The organism is Rosenbergiella collisarenosi, assembly GCF_018494085.1.
In the GTDB taxonomy this organism is placed as follows: Bacteria; Pseudomonadota; Gammaproteobacteria; order Enterobacterales; family Enterobacteriaceae; genus Rosenbergiella; species Rosenbergiella collisarenosi.
Genome location: NZ_JABBFP010000010.1, coordinates 1 through 18,399 on the forward strand (window position 1 = coordinate 1; position 18,399 = coordinate 18,399).

The following is an 18,399-nucleotide window of genomic DNA, read 5'->3' on the forward strand; positions in this document are numbered from 1 at the left end:
GTAGCCGCTGACGGGACGTTCACTGCGACATTAGAACCTGCACAAACCAACGGCCACACCGTAAGTGCTACGACAACCGATGCGGCGAACAACACGTCTTCAGTCGCCACGACTACAGCACCAGATACCACTGCACCTGCCGCACCAACTAATGTTCAAGTGAGTGGTGATGGTGAAACAGTAACTGGTAAAGCTGAAGCAGGCTCAACAGTTGCTATCAAGGATGCCAACGGCACTACGCTCGGCAGTACAACGGTTGGCAGTGATGGCGCTTTCAGCGTTACTCTTACTCCTGTACAAACTAACGGCCAAACCTTAAGTGCTACGGCAACAGATGCTGCAGGTAATACATCCTCAGCGGCATCAGCCACGGCACCAGATACGACAGCACCTACCGCGCCGACTGATGTTGTTGTCAGCGATGACGGTGTAACGGTAACCGGTAAGGCGGAAGCGGGATCCACGGTTGCTATTAAAGATGCCGCTGGCAACACGTTAGGTGGTGCAACGGTAGCCGCTGACGGGACGTTCACTGCGACATTAGAACCTGCACAAACCAACGGCCAGACCTTAAGTGCTACGGCAACAGATGCTGCGAACAACACGTCTTCGGCAACAACGACAACAGCACCAGATACCACAGCGCCAGCCGCACCAACTGATGTTCAAGTGAGTGGTGATGGTGAGACGGTAACTGGTAAGGCCGAAGTAGGCTCCACGGTTACTATCAAGGATGCCAACGGCACAACTCTCGGCAGTACAACAGTAGCGGCGGATGGTTCCTTCAAGGCAACGTTAGATCCGGCACAAACCAACGGCCAAACCTTAAGTGCTACGGCAACGGATGCTGCGAACAACACGTCTTCGGCAACAACGACTACGGCACCAGATACCACCGTGCCAGCCACACCAACTGATGTTGTTGTCAGTGATGATGGTGAAACAGTAACCGGTAAAGCCGAAGCTGGTTCAACTGTTGCTATCAAGGATGCCAACGGCACAACTCTTGGCAGTACAACGGTTGGCAGTGATGGCGCTTTCAGCGTTACTCTTACTCCTGTACAAACTAACGGCCAAACCTTAAGTGCTACGGCAACCGATGCTGCGAACAACACGTCTTCGGCAACAACGACAACGGCTCCAGATACCACAGCGCCTGCCGCACCAACTGATGTTCAAGTGAGTGGCGATGGTGAGACGGTAACTGGTAAGGCCGAAGTAGGCTCCACGGTTACTATCAAGGATGCCAACGGCACAACTCTCGGCAGTACAACAGTAGCGGCGGATGGTTCCTTCAAGGCAACGTTAGATCCGGCACAAACCAACGGCCAAACCTTAAGTGCTACGGCAACGGATGCTGCGAACAACACGTCTTCGGCAACAACGACTACGGCACCAGATACCACCGTGCCAGCCACACCAACTGATGTTGTTGTCAGTGATGATGGTGTAACAGTAACCGGTAAAGCCGAAGCAGGCTCCACGGTTGCTATCAAGGATGTCAACGGCACAACTCTCGGTAGTGCAACGGTAGACGCAGATGGTTCATTCACTGCGACCTTAAGCCCGGCACAAACTAACGGCCAGACCTTAAATGCTACGACAACCGATGCTGCAGGTAATACATCCTCAGCGGCATCAGCCACGGCACCAGATACGACAGCGCCAGCCGCACCAACTGATGTACAAGTGAGTGGTGATGGTGAAACAGTAACTGGTAAGGCGGAAGCGGGCTCAACAGTCGCTATCAAAGATGCCAATGGCACAACTCTCGGTAGTGCAACGGTAGCTGCTGACGGAACGTTTACTGCTACCTTAAGCCCGGCTCAAACTAATGGTCAGACCGTAAGCGCTACGGCAACAGATGCTGCAGGTAATACATCCTCAGCGGCATCAGCCACGGCACCAGATACGACAGCGCCAGCCGCACCGACTGATGTTCAAGTCAGTGATGACGGTGTGACGGTAATTGGTAAAGCTGAAGCAGGCTCAACGGTTGCTATTAAAGATGCCGCTGGCAACACGTTAGGCGGTGCAACGGTAGCCGCTGACGGGACGTTCACTGCGACATTAGAACCTGCACAAACCAACGGCCAGACCTTAAGTGCTACGGCAACGGATGCCGCGAACAACACGTCTTCAGTCGCCACGACTACAGCACCAGATACCACTGCACCTGCCGCACCAACTAATGTTCAAGTGAGTGGTGATGGTGAAACAGTAACCGGTAAGGCGGAAGCAGGCTCAACAGTTGCTATCAAGGATGCCAACGGCACAACTCTCGGTAGTGCAACGGTAGGCGCAGATGGTTCATTCACTGCGACCTTAAGCCCGGCACAAACTAACGGCCAGACCTTAAATGCTACGGCTACCGATGCTGCGAACAACATGTCTTCGGCAACAACGACAACAGCACCAGATACCACAGCGCCAGCCGCACCAACTGATGTTGTTGTCAGTGATGATGGTGTGACGGTCACTGGTAAGGCGGAAGCGGGCTCCACGGTTGCTATCAAGGATGCCGCTGGCACCACGTTAGGCAGTGCAACAGTCGCTGCTGACGGAACGTTTACTGCGACCTTAAGCCCGGCACAAACTAACGGCCAGACCTTAAATGCTACGGCTACCGATGCTGCGAATAATACGTCTTCGGCAACGGCGACAACAGCGCCAGATACGACAGCGCCAGCGGTTCCTAGTGAGGTTCAACTCAGTGATGATGGCATCACCGTGACTGGTAAAGGAGATGTTGGATCGATTGTTACTGTAAAAGATGCTGGGGGTAACATTCTTGGCAACGCAGCGGTCGGTAACGATGGCACTTTCTCTGTTACTTTAGTTACCCCCCAAACTAATGGGCAGGTGTTGAGCGTTGCTGCCTCCGACACGGCGGGCAATACCTCCATTGCAACCTCTGTTACTGCGCAAGATACAACGGCTCCAGCGGCGCCAACTGGAGTTGTATTAAGCGATGATGGTGTAACCGTTACAGGTAAAGGAGAGGTCGGTTCGATTATCACGGTTACCAGTATAAATGGTAAAGCCCTGGGAACTGGTAAAGTGGACAGCGATGGAACCTTCTCTGTCACATTAGACGCCGCACAAACGAATGGGCAGATGCTCAGCGTTGCAGCTTCTGATACAGCCGGGAATACTTCCGAAGCGGTTTCGGTAACGGCTAAAGATACTACGGCCCCAAGCGAACCTACTGATCTTGTAATAGATGACAGTACTTTAACGCTGTCAGGGAAAGGAGAAGAAGGGACAACCGTTAAGGTTTATGACAGTAACGGCAATGTAGTAGCCAGTGGGACAGTCAATGACGATGGAACTTTTGAGGTCAAATTACCCGAAGGGCTATCAGTGAATCAGGACTTATCTGTGACGCTAACTGACTCTTCAAATAATGAATCAGATAAGGGGACAGTTAACTACTCAGACAACAGTGGCTCTGGAACAGGGGATCAACTTACCGCCAATGCTGATACGCACTCAGCAACCGTTACAGCTGTTCAAGATAATCTCACAGGGACCTCAGGAAACGTTGTTCAGTTGGTAGGGTTAACCGCGCTAAGTGTCATCAATGTTTCACTGTTCTCGTCTAACAGCTTTAATTTTAAGGTTAACGATAATACGTCTGAAGATGTCACTCTGGATGTGAGCGGTAGTGTGGCCTTAAGCGCGGTTGCGGGATTAACTTCGCTACTATCGCTGTTAGGGTTAAATAGCTTTAATGCAGACCTTTCAGTGATTAATACAAGCACGGGCGAAGTAGTCCAAACCTTATCGAATGCCATTTCGATTAACTCTGGATTAGTAAATCTGACTTATAGCGGTTCAGTCTACGTACAAGGTTTGACATCAGGGACCTATACCGTCGCAGTATCGTCCGCGAACGCAACGTCCTTCGTTGGTCGATTACTATCGCTGTTGGTGAGTGCGAATGTTGGCACGGTACTCAGCGTCAATATTACTGACTCAGTACAGTATGTGTTCAGCGAAACCAGCGGAAATGTATTAACTACAGATACGGCTGGAGACGTTGCGGATACAGGAACCAATATCCATGTAACGAGTGTTGTCGCCAACAGTGTCGATGGATCAAGTGCGGTAACGGTGGCAAGTAGTGGGTCAACGACTATCACTGGAGAGTACGGTGTTCTCACTATCGCCGCGGATGGTAGCTATAGCTATCAACCGACTAGCGCGACGAGTGATATCGGTAAGAACGATATCTTTACTTACACCATCACCAATGCGTCAGGACAGACTGCAACAGCAACCTTAACGCTGACTATCGAGGGAACCCATTCTGTAGCGGTCAACGATAGCGTTTCACTGAACGATACGACAGCTTATGCAGCAGGTACGGCCGGACAGACCTATACAGTTTCTTCACTAACGAATAATACCGCAACCGTATCGTTAGGGAGTTCAGCCACTAAGACTGCAACCACTAGCTTTACTGTCTCTAACGACACATTACTTGAGAATGCGGTAGTAAGTATCGGCTTCACTAAATCGAATATACTTAATACAACGTCAGTTGCGGGGACAATAACTATCAATCATTTAGTTACTAATGATGATGGTACAACGACCTCCACATTGGTATATACGGGATCGTGGTCTGCAGGTTCGGCAATATTAGCGCTTGCGAGTGGATCGACATCAGTCTCGTTATCTTCGCTGGAACTAAGCGAAGGAACTTACAGCGTTTCGTTGAGCTATACCTCAACCGTGGCAGGTGCCCTATTTACAGGGAGTTCGACGGTGACGCTCGCAGCGGGGGTTAGTGGCACCACTGTCGATACCAGTCATCAATTAACCACCGAAGCGACTACATCGGGCAATATCCTCGACGGTACCGACTCGGATAATGTCGGCGATACCTTCGGGAGTGAGTATAAGTCCTTAACGATTACCGGAAATAACGCTTCAGGCACTGCCGTGTCCTATACCGTAAGTGGCGGAGATAAATCGATTACCGACACGAGCGGCGGGGCGGTGAGTGGCGATTCGGTTACCTTATACGGAAAATATGGCACCTTAGCGTTATCGAACGATGGTTCTTATACCTATACCCTTAAAGCGGGCGTTGATACTTCGACTATCACGTCTAAGGAGACATTCAGCTACTCACTGAATGATAGCGATGGCACTTCCTCGACGGCTAATTTAACCATCGATTTACACCCTGTTATTACCGGTAGCGCCAATGCCGACACTATCTCTAGTACGGCTTATGACGATACCTTCACGACAGGGAGTGGTGCAGATACCGTAGTTTACAAACTACTCACCGATGATAATGCCGGAGGAAATGGCAGTGATACCTGGACCGATTTCTCAGCGACCAACGGCGACCATATCGATGTGTCGGCGCTACTTGTAGGCTGGGATGGTAAGTCGAGTTCATTAGGAAACTATGTGTCTGTCAGCCACACCGGCAACAACACCGTCGTGTCGATCGACCGTGATGGCACAGGCAGCCATTACAGTTCAACCACACTGGTTACGCTAGAAAACGTTAATGCCACACTCGATGAGTTAATCGATCACAATACGTCGTCGTAATGATTAAGCGGGGGGCAACCCCCGCTTTTTTGCGTCTGCAATAGCCCAAAAGTTTAAATCTAAGCGCAAGAGAGTCGTTTTATGAAGAAATTTTGCTTGGTCACCTTGAGGTGTATGGTAGTCAGGGGAGCGATGGGGATCAGCATTATCACTGGCCTTCCGGCGATGGCGGATGAATCGGTAATCAGTGCACAACAGATGGTCGGTGATGAGAAACTCCCTGATCTATATAGTGTTACGCCGAATGGAACCGTTTCTAACGGTCAGCCGCTGGACATGTCCGCCGCAGTCGCGATGGCCGTCAATTGGCATCCGACCATTACGCAGGCAGTGGGGAAGCTGTTTGAACAGTCTGCGAATGTGGATGTTGCTAAAGCGAAGTACTATCCGCAAGTGAATGCTGGAGTAAATAATGGCTACAGCAATACTTATACTAACAAGGGATATTCTCCCTCAATCGATATTTCTCTCTCTCAAATGTTATACGATTTCGGTAAGGTCTCCAGTTCTGTTCGGGCCGCCAATGCTGCGGTTGCTCAGCAACAAGCCGAAGTGATGTTAACCATCGATCAAGTCGCCCACGATACCGCTTCTGCGGTGGTTCAAGTCCAGGGTTATCAGCAGTTGGTTACTATGGCCACTCAACAGCTCGACTCCTTAAAACAGATCGGGGACTTGATCAGGCAACGTAATACCGAGGGAGCCAGCCCGCTATCAGATGTGGTGCAAACCGATACCCGTATCGAGGGCGCACAAGCAACACTGATGCAATACCAAGCCTCTTTACAACGCTGGCAAGCGACCCTCGCGACTTACATTGGCGTGGAAGGGGTTAAGCGGGTGACGCAGGATGTTCCCGAATCACTGACGCGGGCCTGCGCGGTGCAACATCCCAATTATCAGCTAGTCCCAGCAGTATTGGCGGCATGGGCCGGGGCGAACCAAGCACAAGCCAATGTCGATAACGCCAATGCTCAGATGATGCCCACCATCTCCCTAGAACCTGAAGTGACGCATTATCTCAATGATCACTATTCAGGGAGTGCGGATCTGGATAAAACTCAGTATACCGCTTCGATTCGCATGCAAATGCCGCTCTACCAAGGTGGGGGATTAAATGCTTCTCGCGACGCGGCTGAACAAGCGCTTTCGGCGGCGAATGCAGCGATTAAAGCAGCCCAGTTAGAGGCCTACCAAAAATTAGCCACCTCCCAAGATGAGGCAACTAACTTAGGCCAAACCTTGGTGATCCAACAGCGGCAACAAGCGTTGGGTGAGAAAACATTGGGGCTTTATCAGGACCAATATCTGCAATTGGGGACAAGGCCGCTACTCGATCTACTCAATGTCGATCAGGAGATCTATCAAGCTCAATTTAGCCAAGCACAAACTCGGGCACAACTGAACAGCCTTCAACTCGATTGCCTATTTAGCACGGGTATGATGCGTTCTGTGTTCCGTCTTGATAACCGTCGAATTCAGGGAGTGGATATTCGCCCATGATTAAAGAACATACACAACCCCAACGCGACGAATGGGTCGAAGCCATCACGTTAATCGCAAGACATTACCGGCAATCCTTTTCGCCGGGTGCACTAGATGCCGCCATCCCTTGGCTGTCCGAACAAAGCTTACCCATAAAACTACAGCATCTTTCCCGCCTGGCAGGCTTGAAGTTTACTCTGTTAGACCAGTCAGAAAAGCTAATCTCCGGACTGCGCTTACCGTTGGTAGCTACGCTTAACAATGGCTCGGTGGTCGTCATCGAAAGCTTTGATGGGGAAGATTGTGTTGGTGTGCGTTTTATGGAAGAGGGCGGTTTAGTCAGCCAGATCAGTATCACCGAGTTATTGACGCAAACTGAATCGGTGGTCGCTTTCCGCCCCATTGCGCCGGTTAAAGATAGCCGCACCGTCCAATATTTTTCGACCTATACGCCAGATTGGTTGAAAAAGCTGATCATTAAAGATTTGAAACCCTATTTACATGTGATGCTCGCCTCGTTCGTTATCAACTTACTTGCCCTCTCTGGCATATTATTTTCGATGCAGGTCTACGACCGCGTAATTCCCGCGCAATCATATCCGACACTCTATGTTCTCTTTGGTGGGGTGATGATTTCAGTTATCTTCATGTTTATCTTGAAGTTGGCACGTGGGCATATTACGGATTTATTAGCTAAACGCGCGGATATCCGTGTCTCCGATCGGGTATTTGGCCATGCCTTACGCTTAAAAAATTCGGCTATTCCACGCTCGACCGGCAGCTTTATCGCGCAAGTTCGTGAAATCGAGCAAATACGGGAGATGGTGACCTCCCGTACTGTCTCGATTTTAGTCGATTTACCGTTCTTTCTATTATTTCAACTTGTGCTAGTCATTGTTTCGCCGTGGTTAAGCTGGATTGCGCCGATTGCGGTTATCATAATGTTAGTCCCAGGCCTGCTCTATCAAAAGAAACTGGCGCGTTTAGCCCAGCAGAACCTCCAAGAAGTTACCCTGCGTAATGCTATTTTGGTTGAGAGTTTACAAGGGATACAAGATATAAAACTGATGCAGGCAGAGAGCCGCTTTCTGCAGCAATGGAACAGCTATATCAGCATTACGGCAGAGTCCGGCGTTAAAACGCGTCAATTGACTCACAGTCTTGTCGCGTGGGGAACGACCATCCAAAGTCTGGTGTACGCGGCTGTCGTCGTCGTTGGGGCCCCACTGGTGATTAGCGGTGATATTACTACCGGTGCGATGGTCGCGGCGTCCATGTTATCCACACGTATGATCGCTCCGATGACCGCCCTTTGTGGTGTACTCGCGCGTTGGCAGCAAGTCAAGGTGGCAAAGCGCAGTCTCGACCAGCTAATGGCACTGCCTGTCGAAGATCACCCGGATGAAATGAAGGTTCACCGTGCATTGCTTCATGGTAACTACGAACTGCATCAAGCCTCTTTCAGTTATGGTCAGGAACATGATGTTATCCCTTTACAGGTAAATAAACTCACTATCGCAGCCGGTGAAAAGATTGCCTTATTGGGTCGCATGGGTGCAGGGAAATCGACGTTATTACAAGCGCTGAGTGGTAACTTAGAAAAGGTTTCTGGACAAGTACGTCTCGACGATTTAAGCCTAGAGCATATTGATATGGCCGATATACGCAGAAATATTGGTTTGCTGACGCAAGAAGCACGCCTATTTCATGGGACTATCCGCGATAATTTGATCCTAGGCCGACCTAATAGTGATGACGAAGAAATCTTTGAAGTATTAGCCATCACCGGTGCCATCGACTTTATTCGACAACTCCCCCTCGGCCTAGAGCACCCGATTATGGAAGGCGGAACTGGGCTTTCTGGTGGTCAGCGTCAATCCTTATTGCTATCGCGTACCTTGCTGCGTGATCCTAATATTGTGCTACTAGACGAACCTACTGCATCGTTCGATGAGCCTTCCGAAAAACACTTTATCGAACGATTGGAACAATGGATCGGCCATCGCACGTTAATTATCGCGACACATCGAGCTGCCATCTTATCGCTCACTGAACGAGTCATTGTTTTAAAGGAAGGGCGTATCGCTATGGATACCTCGCGTGAAGAGTTATTCAAAACGAAAGGGAAAGAGACTAGCCCGCAAGGAGCTGCGCTATGAGCCAATCATCCACCCCGAATAAAGGCTATTTGCCCTATGATCCCACTGAAATATTAAGTGGTGGTGATATGGACGAAGCGCATATTGTAAAGTCAGCATATCTCATTGCGATCCTCGCCATCCTAGTGATTATTTTTAGTATTTGGGCCTGGTTTGGTCAAGTCGATGAAGTTTCAACAGGAACCGGCAAGGTGATCCCTAGCTCCCGAGAACAAGTGCTGCAATCGTTAGATGGTGGGGTACTGACGGAATTACCGGTCCAAGAGGGTCAGCGTGTGAAATTAGGACAAGTCGTCGCGCGTTTAGATCCGACGCGTAGCGAATCTAACGTGGGGGAGAGTGAGGCGAAATATCGTGCCTCATTAGCTGCGAGTATTCGTTTGGACGCAGAGGTCAATAACCGGCCATTAGTCTTCCCTGCAAGCTTGCAGCCTTATCCTGATCTTTTAGTGGCAGAGACACATCTTTACCAGAGTCGCCGTGAGCAGTTCACCCAATCGATGCGTCAGCTACAAGATTCGATGTCATTGATTAATCGTGAATTAACCATTACACAGCGCTTGGCGAAAACCGGAGCTGCGAGTAGTGTAGAGGTACTAAGACTACAACAGCAGCAGTCTGATATCGCGTTGCGTATCACTGACCTTAAGACTCATTATTATGTCGATGCGCGCGAGCAGCTTTCAAAAGCGAATGCAGATGTTGCATCGTTAGCGGAAGTTATCCGCGGCCGTAGCGACAGTGTGAGTCGATTAACGCTGCGTTCACCGGTACAGGGAATAGTAAAAAATATTAAAGTTACTACGATCGGGGGCGTTATTGCACCGAACGGTGAGTTAATGGAAATTGTCCCGGTTGATGATCGTCTATTAATTGAGGCCAGAATTTCGCCGCGGGATATCGCCTTTATTCATCCAGGTCAAAAAGCGATGGTAAAAATAACGGCCTATGATTACGCGATTTACGGCGGCCTTCCTGGTGTAGTAGAAACTATTTCACCGGATACCATCCAAGACGAACAGAAGCCGGAGATATACTACTACCGCGTTTATATCCGTACCGATCATGACTCATTGGTTAATAAACGTGGGAAGCATTTTGCTATAAGCCCCGGAATGATCGCCACCGTAGATATTAAAACTGGCGAGCGGACGGTGATGGATTATTTAATTAAGCCTTTCAATCGAGCCAGAGAAGCATTGCGCGAACGTTAATCGATTTGCCACTTAATAAAGGATGAACTCAATATGGCATTAAGTGATTTATTACAACAGGCGCACTTCGAGATGATGAGTGCTAACGCGCCCGAGCACGTTGCTCCTCATCCTACTTGTATACTTTTCTTCAGTCTTTGCGATGGGAAACAGCGCGCCTACACTCATATTTCGACAGGCAATACCTTTAATCAAGCTTGGACATCTGGCTCGCAATTTATTCAGCGTTATCGGCAGAAGCACGATCTCCAAGTCTGTTGGTTACGAGTCGAACGAGTCGATCATATTGAAGAGATGAGCTGGGCAGGGTTACAAGAAAAACTGGGTAAAACAAAGCGCAATTATTTCCGGTTCGGATTGAGCTTCGATCCGAACTTCACGCACGCCATCCTCGAACATGAGTTGGCAGCGAATGCCATACTGTATGACGGCAAGGTGGGGGTAGCTACACCCAATGCGACCAACCTTGAAAGCTATGCTCAGCGCCGGTTCTCGTGTTCACTATCCTGGCCAACCGATCCACAACAGACGATCTGGCGGTTTAAAACTCAAGCGGTGTTCTGTGATGCTTCCGGGGCTAAAACGATTGAGCGTGAAGGAAAAGAGTCTGGGTTTAGAAAAATCGCGGAGCCTTGGCAAGCCCATGTCCCAAATCTTATCCATCACTCTGCTCAGTATCTTGCGACGCAAATTAAAGCTAGCGGTGAGTATCACTATGGATGGTTTCCTTGCTTTGACCGGAAGATAAAATCGTATAACGCGCTGCGCCATGCCAGTTCGACTTATGCTCTCATTGAAGGTTGGGAGGTCACCCAACAACCGCAACAGCGGCTAGCAATAGATCGTGCATTGGCTTATTTAACCCACGAACTTATCCAAAAAAAGACCTTGGCAGATGGTCGTCAGGCCGCATTTTTAGTGGATGTTGGGGATGAGATTAAGCTAGGCGGCAATGCCGTCAGTATTTTAGCCTACGCAAAATACACTGAAGTTACCGGGGATAAAACCTACCTACCGTTGATGGAAGCCCTGGCGGAAGGGATACTACTGATGCAGGATGATCAAGGTAAGTTCGTCCACGTCTTGGAAAACCATGATCTGTCAGTGAAGGAGCCTTTCCGTATCATTTATTATGATGGAGAAGCAGCCTTCGCATTGATGCGCCTCTATAAATTGTCGCCACAGGCACGATGGATTGAGAGTGTTGAGCGAGCGTTTGAGTATTTTATTGAGAATAAACACTGGCAGTTTCATGATCATTGGCTCAGCTACTGTGTCAACGAGCTGACTCTCTATCGTCCTTTGGATAAATATTTTAAATTTGGCTTAGATAATGTACGGGATCATTTGGATTTTATTCGCCACCGCGTGACGACTTATCCAACGCTACTCGAGCTAATGATGGCGGCGAACGCGATGATCGACCGCATACACTCCTCCACTACGCATCAGCATTTATTGCAGGACTTTCCACTGCAGGAATTTAGCGAAGCGTTAGAGTATCGGGCGCGCTATTTACTCAATGGCTTTTTCTGGCCAGAACTGGCGATGTTTTTTAAAAATCCGGCGAGAATCGTTAATAGTTTCTTTATTCGTCATCACAGTTATCGTGTGCGTATTGACGATGTCGAACATTATCTGTCGGGTTATGTTGCTTATGCGAACTATTATGCTCAGCAGCAGCAGCAACAGTTGGTGAATGTAAAAAAGCCTGATTCCCACTCTCGGATACCGGTTTTCTTATTAGAAAACTTACGTGAAGTGGGAAATGGTATTGAAGTGGCAGCGCTACGGCGTGCCTCATTATTTTGTGAGCAATTACAGCGCACACCCTGGATCGTAACGCTTCAATACAATCCATCGTTGTTGAAGACACTCGACCAGCTACGTGAGCGAGGTCGACTGCCCGTAGAGGTTCCGGTTAAAAACCTCTATCTGGGGATGATTGATTGCTTCGAGAGCGGTGAAGTTAAGGCGCTATCCGGCTTCTTCGGTGACTATAAGCAGCAGGTGGAGGCGACTGAAACCTGTCCATTGGGTAAGAGAAGCTATTGTCTTGTTCAAGGGACAATTAAAGTCGACGACTTTGTTGATCGAGCGGGAAATGTCTTATTGCGCAGACACTGGCATATTCATCGAGAGATGTGGCAGCTGACTCATATTGAAGTGCATGACTCCCAGCAACGATTATTCAATACTGAAGAGCAATTCGCTACGTGGGCACTCGAGAAGCAACTCCCGCACGCGGGATGCTGGCATTTTATTATCGATAAAAATCGGGCATGGCGAGATTTTGTCCTGTCTACACCCCGGAACAGAATGGATTGCCACCTATCCGCGGTGATCCACTCTTCGCACTTATTGGGTAATGGGCAGATAAAGACGACCTATCGGCATCTTCTTGAGTCACCAGACTGTGTCAATACACTGATTATCTTAACGCAGGAACAGTACCAAGACTTATGTGTGCTGGGCATCCCAGCTGAAACCATGCAGGTCATCCCCAACCATCTGGATAAGACGATTTTAGAAGCCAATATTAAGAAGATACCTTCAAAACGGGTGATTTACTTGGCGCGCTACTCTCCGGAAAAACAGCATGCATTGTTGCTCGACGTGTTCGAACAAGTCCTTAAAACCGTGCCTGATGCAGAACTCTACACCTACGGGGTCGGCGGCTTACAAGACGAGCTTGCCGATCTTGTTAGAAAGAAAGGGCTAGATGGCTCGGTAAAAATTAACGGCTTTACGGCCGATATTGCTGCGGTACATCAACGAGCATGTTGTGCCGTATTGTGTTCAAATCAAGAAGGACATCCTTTATCTGCGATTGAGGCAATGGCCTTTGGTACTCCTTTGGTCAGTTTTGCCATTAAATATGGCCCACGTGATATTTTGCGTGAACAAAACGCAGGATTACTGGTAGACGCTGGAGACAAAGAGGCATTGGCTACCGCACTGATTCGTGTACTGCAAGATTCAGAATTGCAAACACGTTTACAGAGCGGAGCGAAAGCCTGTGCACAGCGTTATTCGAGCTCTTGTATAGCGGCCTCTTGGCAACACTGGCTACATGCTAGCGATTGTCTACCTGCGTTGAATGCAGAACAGGCTTAAGTACTATGACGCGACACTGTTTTATTATCCGACATGCAGGCCAATCTGAACGATTAGCATTATTATTACCACAATTTCGACAACTCACGACGGCGGATTACTACGTGTTTGAGGAGCGGTTCACCGATCCTCAATCGGTAACACAGCGAATCTCGCCCGAACATTGGCAGGTAGGTCGAGATTACTTATCTGATCATCAATTGTATGCAGTGAAGCATACCGGTTGGCAGTGCGGCGATTATATAGCCTATGCCGCGCGTGATTTATTGCCCGAGTATGATTATTACTGGATCATGGACGACGATATCGCGATTAACATGCCGTTGGATGTATTTATTCGTCGTACTGCGGAATTAACGCAAGAGTGCTTAGCGTGTGAGTTTTCACCTCGCGATGAATCGTGGATGTGGTTCTCATCTGTGGCAAATCTCCTTTCCCAGGAGGTCTATGGCATGTTGTACTGTCTAGTGAGGTTATCGGGCTCTGCCATTGACCAGATGAAGGCTCATCGTCGTAAGATGCTGCCACAAGGTGCGGGACGTCTCGACTATCCCAATGACGAAGCATTTACGGGGACGTTATTGATGCATCTTGGGGTAAGTTGCGCAGACTTAAAAAAGGTTTTACCGGAACTCTTCCAGCCTTATTTCACCTTAACTCGTCCCGTTCTCTTGGCCGAGCTGGCGGCGGAGCATACTCAAGGGAAGGTACTGCACCCCATTTGTGATACGACGCGATGCTGGCAAAAGATAGCCACACGAGTCAAGCAACAGCAGTTTTCTTCGCTACGCGATCGACTCTATACTTGTTACCTGAACTTACCCGAAGACATTTTGGATCAGTATTTCGATCAGCGTTTTCTCACCTTACTTTCACAAGCCTTCGATAGACAGCCCTTATTAAATTTTTCGCGAATGATCATAGATTTCCCCGCGCAGAAATTCCCGACATTTTCTCGGTATTGGTTTTATCGCAGTTATATCTTGGTGGTAGAGCTAGAGAGTGAGTGGGGACGATACGCTATCGATATTCAAGCAGATCATAAAGTGTTTATGATACCGCGTAATAAAAAGGCTAGACAGCGACTTAAACAGTCTATTTTTGGCTCAGAAGGTAAACAAGAACTTTATCGGCACGATCAATGGTTATTTCCGCAATTAACAACATCGCTTTTTTGTGAAGATCAGGATTTCAGTTTAGCGAGTTTAAGTACGCTGATAGAGAAGATTGATACTCTTATCATTGGACCGAGTTTGGAGGATTCTACATGCGTAGATTAATCGCATTGCTACCCCTAGTGGTCTCTAATGTAGCTTGGTCGCAGGAGAGTAGCGATTTTCTTGCGCCTTCTCCTTGTGTGACGGGGACGCAGCTTGCCGCACATACTTTACCTGATAAATATCAACAAGGTATTTTTACGCTTTATTATACGACGGTGGGTGATGATGCGTTGTCCGATCCCTCACGGCGAAGTTCACATGCACCGCCCTTAAGAATTTTAGATATTGCGCGACAATTACAAGCCGCTCAACAGTTTTATGTTAAGGATTTACAATTGCGAACGCCTTTGAGCCAACCTATTTTTCAGCGGGCTCAACAGATCAGTGTGTTTATTTTGAACTTGAAAGGGAATGGGCGTGCGTTCGATAAAGTCGCCCATGAAACTTTTGCTAATGGCGAACAGACACCTTGTGGCCTTAAAATTATGCTTTCTAATCGGCTCGATCCTAAAAATAATCCAACTCCGGCGCATGAGCTATTTCATCTTTATCAATACGGTTATGCGCTATTTAAACAGCGTTGGTATCTGGAGGGGATGGCAAAGTGGATGGAGACAGTTTTCAAACCCGATGAGCCGGTTAGTATGGCCATGACCGCCCCCGTCAACTGTAGTGCGTGGTATTCTCAGAGCTATAATGCCGCGATTCTGTGGCAGGGTCTTGCTCAGCATTATCCAAATATACCCGTGACAACGGGGAAAATAACCTATTCAAATCGGCAACCCGTATTTAAAAAGACCTTATTTAGTGGTGGGGCGATGGCCAACTCATTGCTCACTGCGTTGAGCCAGCAAAGTCTACGTCTTACTCAGCACTATCATCGGCCTATGCGAAACTGGAGCGAGAAGCAACAGCATCAGTCGCAAGACAACGACACGATCTGCCGCGTGCTCAATCAGTTACTGGTCAAACGCTAAAGCTTGAGTCGTCTTTTACGACGAGTCTATCGGTAATTATATTCAGGATGAACTCGGCGCACCCTAAGTGGGCGTTGGCTGGGGGATTACTGCCCTTAAAATTATCCTCTCTACCGATAACGACTATCATTGAGTATTTACGGCACAGTGAGGCACTTATGTCACTTTTTACGACGACTTCATCGATCAATGCGAATCTGGCAAGAAAATTAATTGAGGCCGGGGAAGAAAAGCTTCATGAAATGGGTATCGCATCGAATATCGCGATTGTCGATACTCAAGGCTTTCTAATTACTTTCTTACGGATGGACGGCGCACAACTCCCTAGTATTGAACATGCTATAAATAAAGGCTATACCAGTGCCTTGTTTGGTGCGGCGACCGCCTCGCTGAGTAAAGACGCTGAGCCAGGCGGCTCGCTCTACGGGCTAAATATTACCTTAAATCAACGCGTGATTGTCTTCGCGGGGGGAGAGCCACTTCTTCATGATGGCCTGTTAGTCGGAGCCGTTGGGGTGTCTGGGGGGACGGCTGAACAAGACCAGCAAGTCGCGGGCCATGTGGTGCAGGCGTTTAAGGACTTGGTCTGCTAGCGTCGTCGTTACATAAAACAAGACTCTACCCGCAAAAGTGTATATTGCGGGTAGAGTCGAGGATAAGCGCGTGCAACAATCCACACTCACCAAGTAGAGAAGTTTTACATCCGCTCGACGGTCTCGATACCGAGTAAATCTAAGCCACTCTTAATTGTTCTTGCGGTGAGCGCTGCCAATTTTAAACGGGACTGGCGAGTATTCTCGTCTTGTGCCGTAAGTATTGGACAATGCTCATAGAAGCTTGAGAACAGTACTGCGACATCGTACAGGTAAGCGCAGAGTACATGCGGTGTTCCCTCGCGCGCGACCTGATGCAGTGTCTCTTCGAACTGCAGTAGGCGTGTTGCAAGCCCCGCTTCGCGGGATTCTGTCAACGCCAGAGGGCCTTGCAGCGTTTGCTCATCGATACCGGCTTTGCGGAAGACCGAAAGTACACGCGTATAGGCATATTGCAAATAAGGCGCGGTGTTACCTTCGAAAGAGAGCATATTGTCCCAGTCGAATACGTAGTCAGTCGTACGGTTCTTAGACAGGTCGGCATATTTTACTGCGCCAATGCCAATTACCTCGGCGAGACGGTTTAGGGTCTGCGCATCCATCTCGGGATTTTTCTCTGTGACCAGGGTCAACGCGCGCTCATGCGCCTCATCGAGTAGATCGGCTAAGCGGATGGTTCCCCCAGCACGGGTCTTGAACGGACGCCCATCTTTGCCGAGCATCATGCCAAACATATGGTGTTCTAGCGGGACTGATTCTGGGACGTAGCCCGCTTTACGAACGATCGTCCACGCTTGCATCAGGTGTTGATGCTGGCGTGAGTCGATATAATAGATAACGCGTTCAGCCTTTAGGGTTTCGTAGCGGTATTTGGCACAGGCAATATCGGTGGTGGTATAAAGGTAGCCGCCATCTTTTTTCTGTATGATCACGCCCATCGGTTCACCTTCTTTATTGGTGAACTCGTCGAGGAAGACGACGGTGGCGCCTTCGCTCTCTACGGCTAATCCTTTTTGTTTCAGATCGGCGACAATACCCGGCAACATGCTGTTATAGAGACTTTCACCCATCACGTTTTCGGCGGTTAAGCTGACATTTAAACGATTATAGTTGTGCTGATTTTGCTCCATAGTGATGTCGACTAATTTACGCCACATCTTTAAGCAATACTCATCGCCCCCTTGCAGCTTAACGACATAGCTACGCGCCCGCAGAGCAAAAGCCTCGTCTTCGTCGTAGGCGATTTTCGCTGCGCGATAAAACGCTTCGAAATCTTGTAGCGCAATGTCAGCCGAGTGGTCCGCTTGTTGTTGCTCAAGATAAGCAATCAGCATCCCGAACTGCGTTCCCCAATCCCCTAGGTGGTTGGCACGGATGACATGATGACCGAGCTTCTCTAGCGTACGCACGGTGGCATCACCGATGATGGTTGAGCGTAAGTGGCCGACGTGCATTTCTTTCGCAACGTTCGGAGCCGAATAATCGACGACGATGGTCTGTGGCGTAATAGGTGCAAGGTTCAGATGCGTCGAATTTAATGCTTGTTCAACTTCATTCGCCAACCACTGCGGATCGAGGAATATGTTGATAAAACCTGGTCCGGCAATTTCAGTCTTGCTGGCAATACCGGTCAGTGAGAGGTGCTCGACCACTTTTTCTGCAAGTTGTCGAGGAGGCATACCGAGTCGTTTTGCTGCCGCCATGATGCCATTTGCTTGGTAATCACCAAATTGAGGCTTAGCGGATTGACGGATAAGGGGTTCGCTATCGGCGGGAGCGCCGGCAGCCAACATTGCCTGACTAACTTTGTCGCAGAGAAGAGCCTGAATATTCACCGAGGTACCTTTATCTATAGAGCGTGTGAAAAACCACACAACACGCGATGCCGAAACATCAATACGTAATAAGTTAATGGCCGAGCAGTATACGTAAAAAAGGCTTGTACGTCAGCCACCATCTGCGTGTATGAGTAAGGGGGGAGGGGATTCGTACCTTTACGACTTTACAGGCTAGGTCCTGGCGGTGAAAATAGCGCTACAGTAGATAATGATAGTAGG

Annotated in this window: 9 protein-coding genes; 8 read left to right on the forward strand and 1 reads right to left on the reverse strand. The window is 48.9% G+C overall.

Going from position 1 to position 18,399, the window contains the following annotated elements; genetic code table 11:
* From HGT70_RS13635 to HGT70_RS13670, 8 genes are all read left to right on the forward strand, one after another.
* On the forward strand, positions 1-5,577 hold a 5,577-nt coding region (locus HGT70_RS13635), incomplete at its 5' end, for an Ig-like domain-containing protein (RefSeq protein ID WP_214196206.1).
* Positions 5,578-5,658: 81 nt separating this feature from the next.
* Entirely contained in the window at positions 5,659-7,080 is a 1,422-nt protein-coding gene (locus HGT70_RS13640; RefSeq protein WP_214196207.1) for a TolC family outer membrane protein, read from the forward strand.
* Complete coding sequence (locus HGT70_RS13645; protein WP_214196208.1) at positions 7,077-9,221, forward strand: type I secretion system permease/ATPase; 2,145 nt, start codon at positions 7,077-7,079, stop codon at positions 9,219-9,221. The genes HGT70_RS13640 and HGT70_RS13645 overlap by 4 nt, the downstream gene beginning before the upstream one ends.
* A 68-nt stretch (positions 9,222-9,289) precedes the next feature.
* A complete protein-coding gene (locus HGT70_RS13650; RefSeq protein ID WP_244968945.1) occupies positions 9,290-10,435 on the forward strand; it encodes an HlyD family type I secretion periplasmic adaptor subunit in 1,146 nt (381 codons plus the stop codon).
* Positions 10,436-10,468: 33 nt separating this feature from the next.
* The gene (locus HGT70_RS13655; RefSeq protein WP_214196210.1) at positions 10,469-13,552 is read left to right on the forward strand and encodes a glycosyltransferase; all 3,084 of its coding nucleotides are present in this window, start codon (positions 10,469-10,471) and stop codon (positions 13,550-13,552) included.
* Between the two features lie 5 nt (positions 13,553-13,557).
* A complete protein-coding gene (locus HGT70_RS13660; RefSeq protein ID WP_214196211.1) occupies positions 13,558-14,832 on the forward strand; it encodes a hypothetical protein in 1,275 nt (424 codons plus the stop codon).
* Positions 14,820-15,749 carry a hypothetical protein gene (locus HGT70_RS13665; RefSeq protein WP_071429823.1) on the forward strand — a complete coding sequence of 310 codons (930 nt, stop codon included), beginning with the start codon at positions 14,820-14,822 and terminating at the stop codon, positions 15,747-15,749. Before HGT70_RS13660 ends, HGT70_RS13665 begins: the two co-directional genes overlap by 13 nt.
* A gap of 158 nt (positions 15,750-15,907) precedes the next feature.
* Positions 15,908-16,342: a GlcG/HbpS family heme-binding protein gene (locus HGT70_RS13670; RefSeq protein WP_214196212.1), complete on the forward strand. Its 435-nt coding sequence runs from the start codon at positions 15,908-15,910 to the stop codon at positions 16,340-16,342.
* 104 nt (positions 16,343-16,446) lie between these two features.
* On the opposite strand, the gene argS is transcribed toward HGT70_RS13670, so the two are convergent.
* Entirely contained in the window at positions 16,447-18,177 is a 1,731-nt protein-coding gene (gene argS, locus HGT70_RS13675; RefSeq protein ID WP_071429825.1) for an arginine--tRNA ligase, read from the reverse strand.
* Positions 18,178-18,399 lie beyond the last annotated feature (222 nt).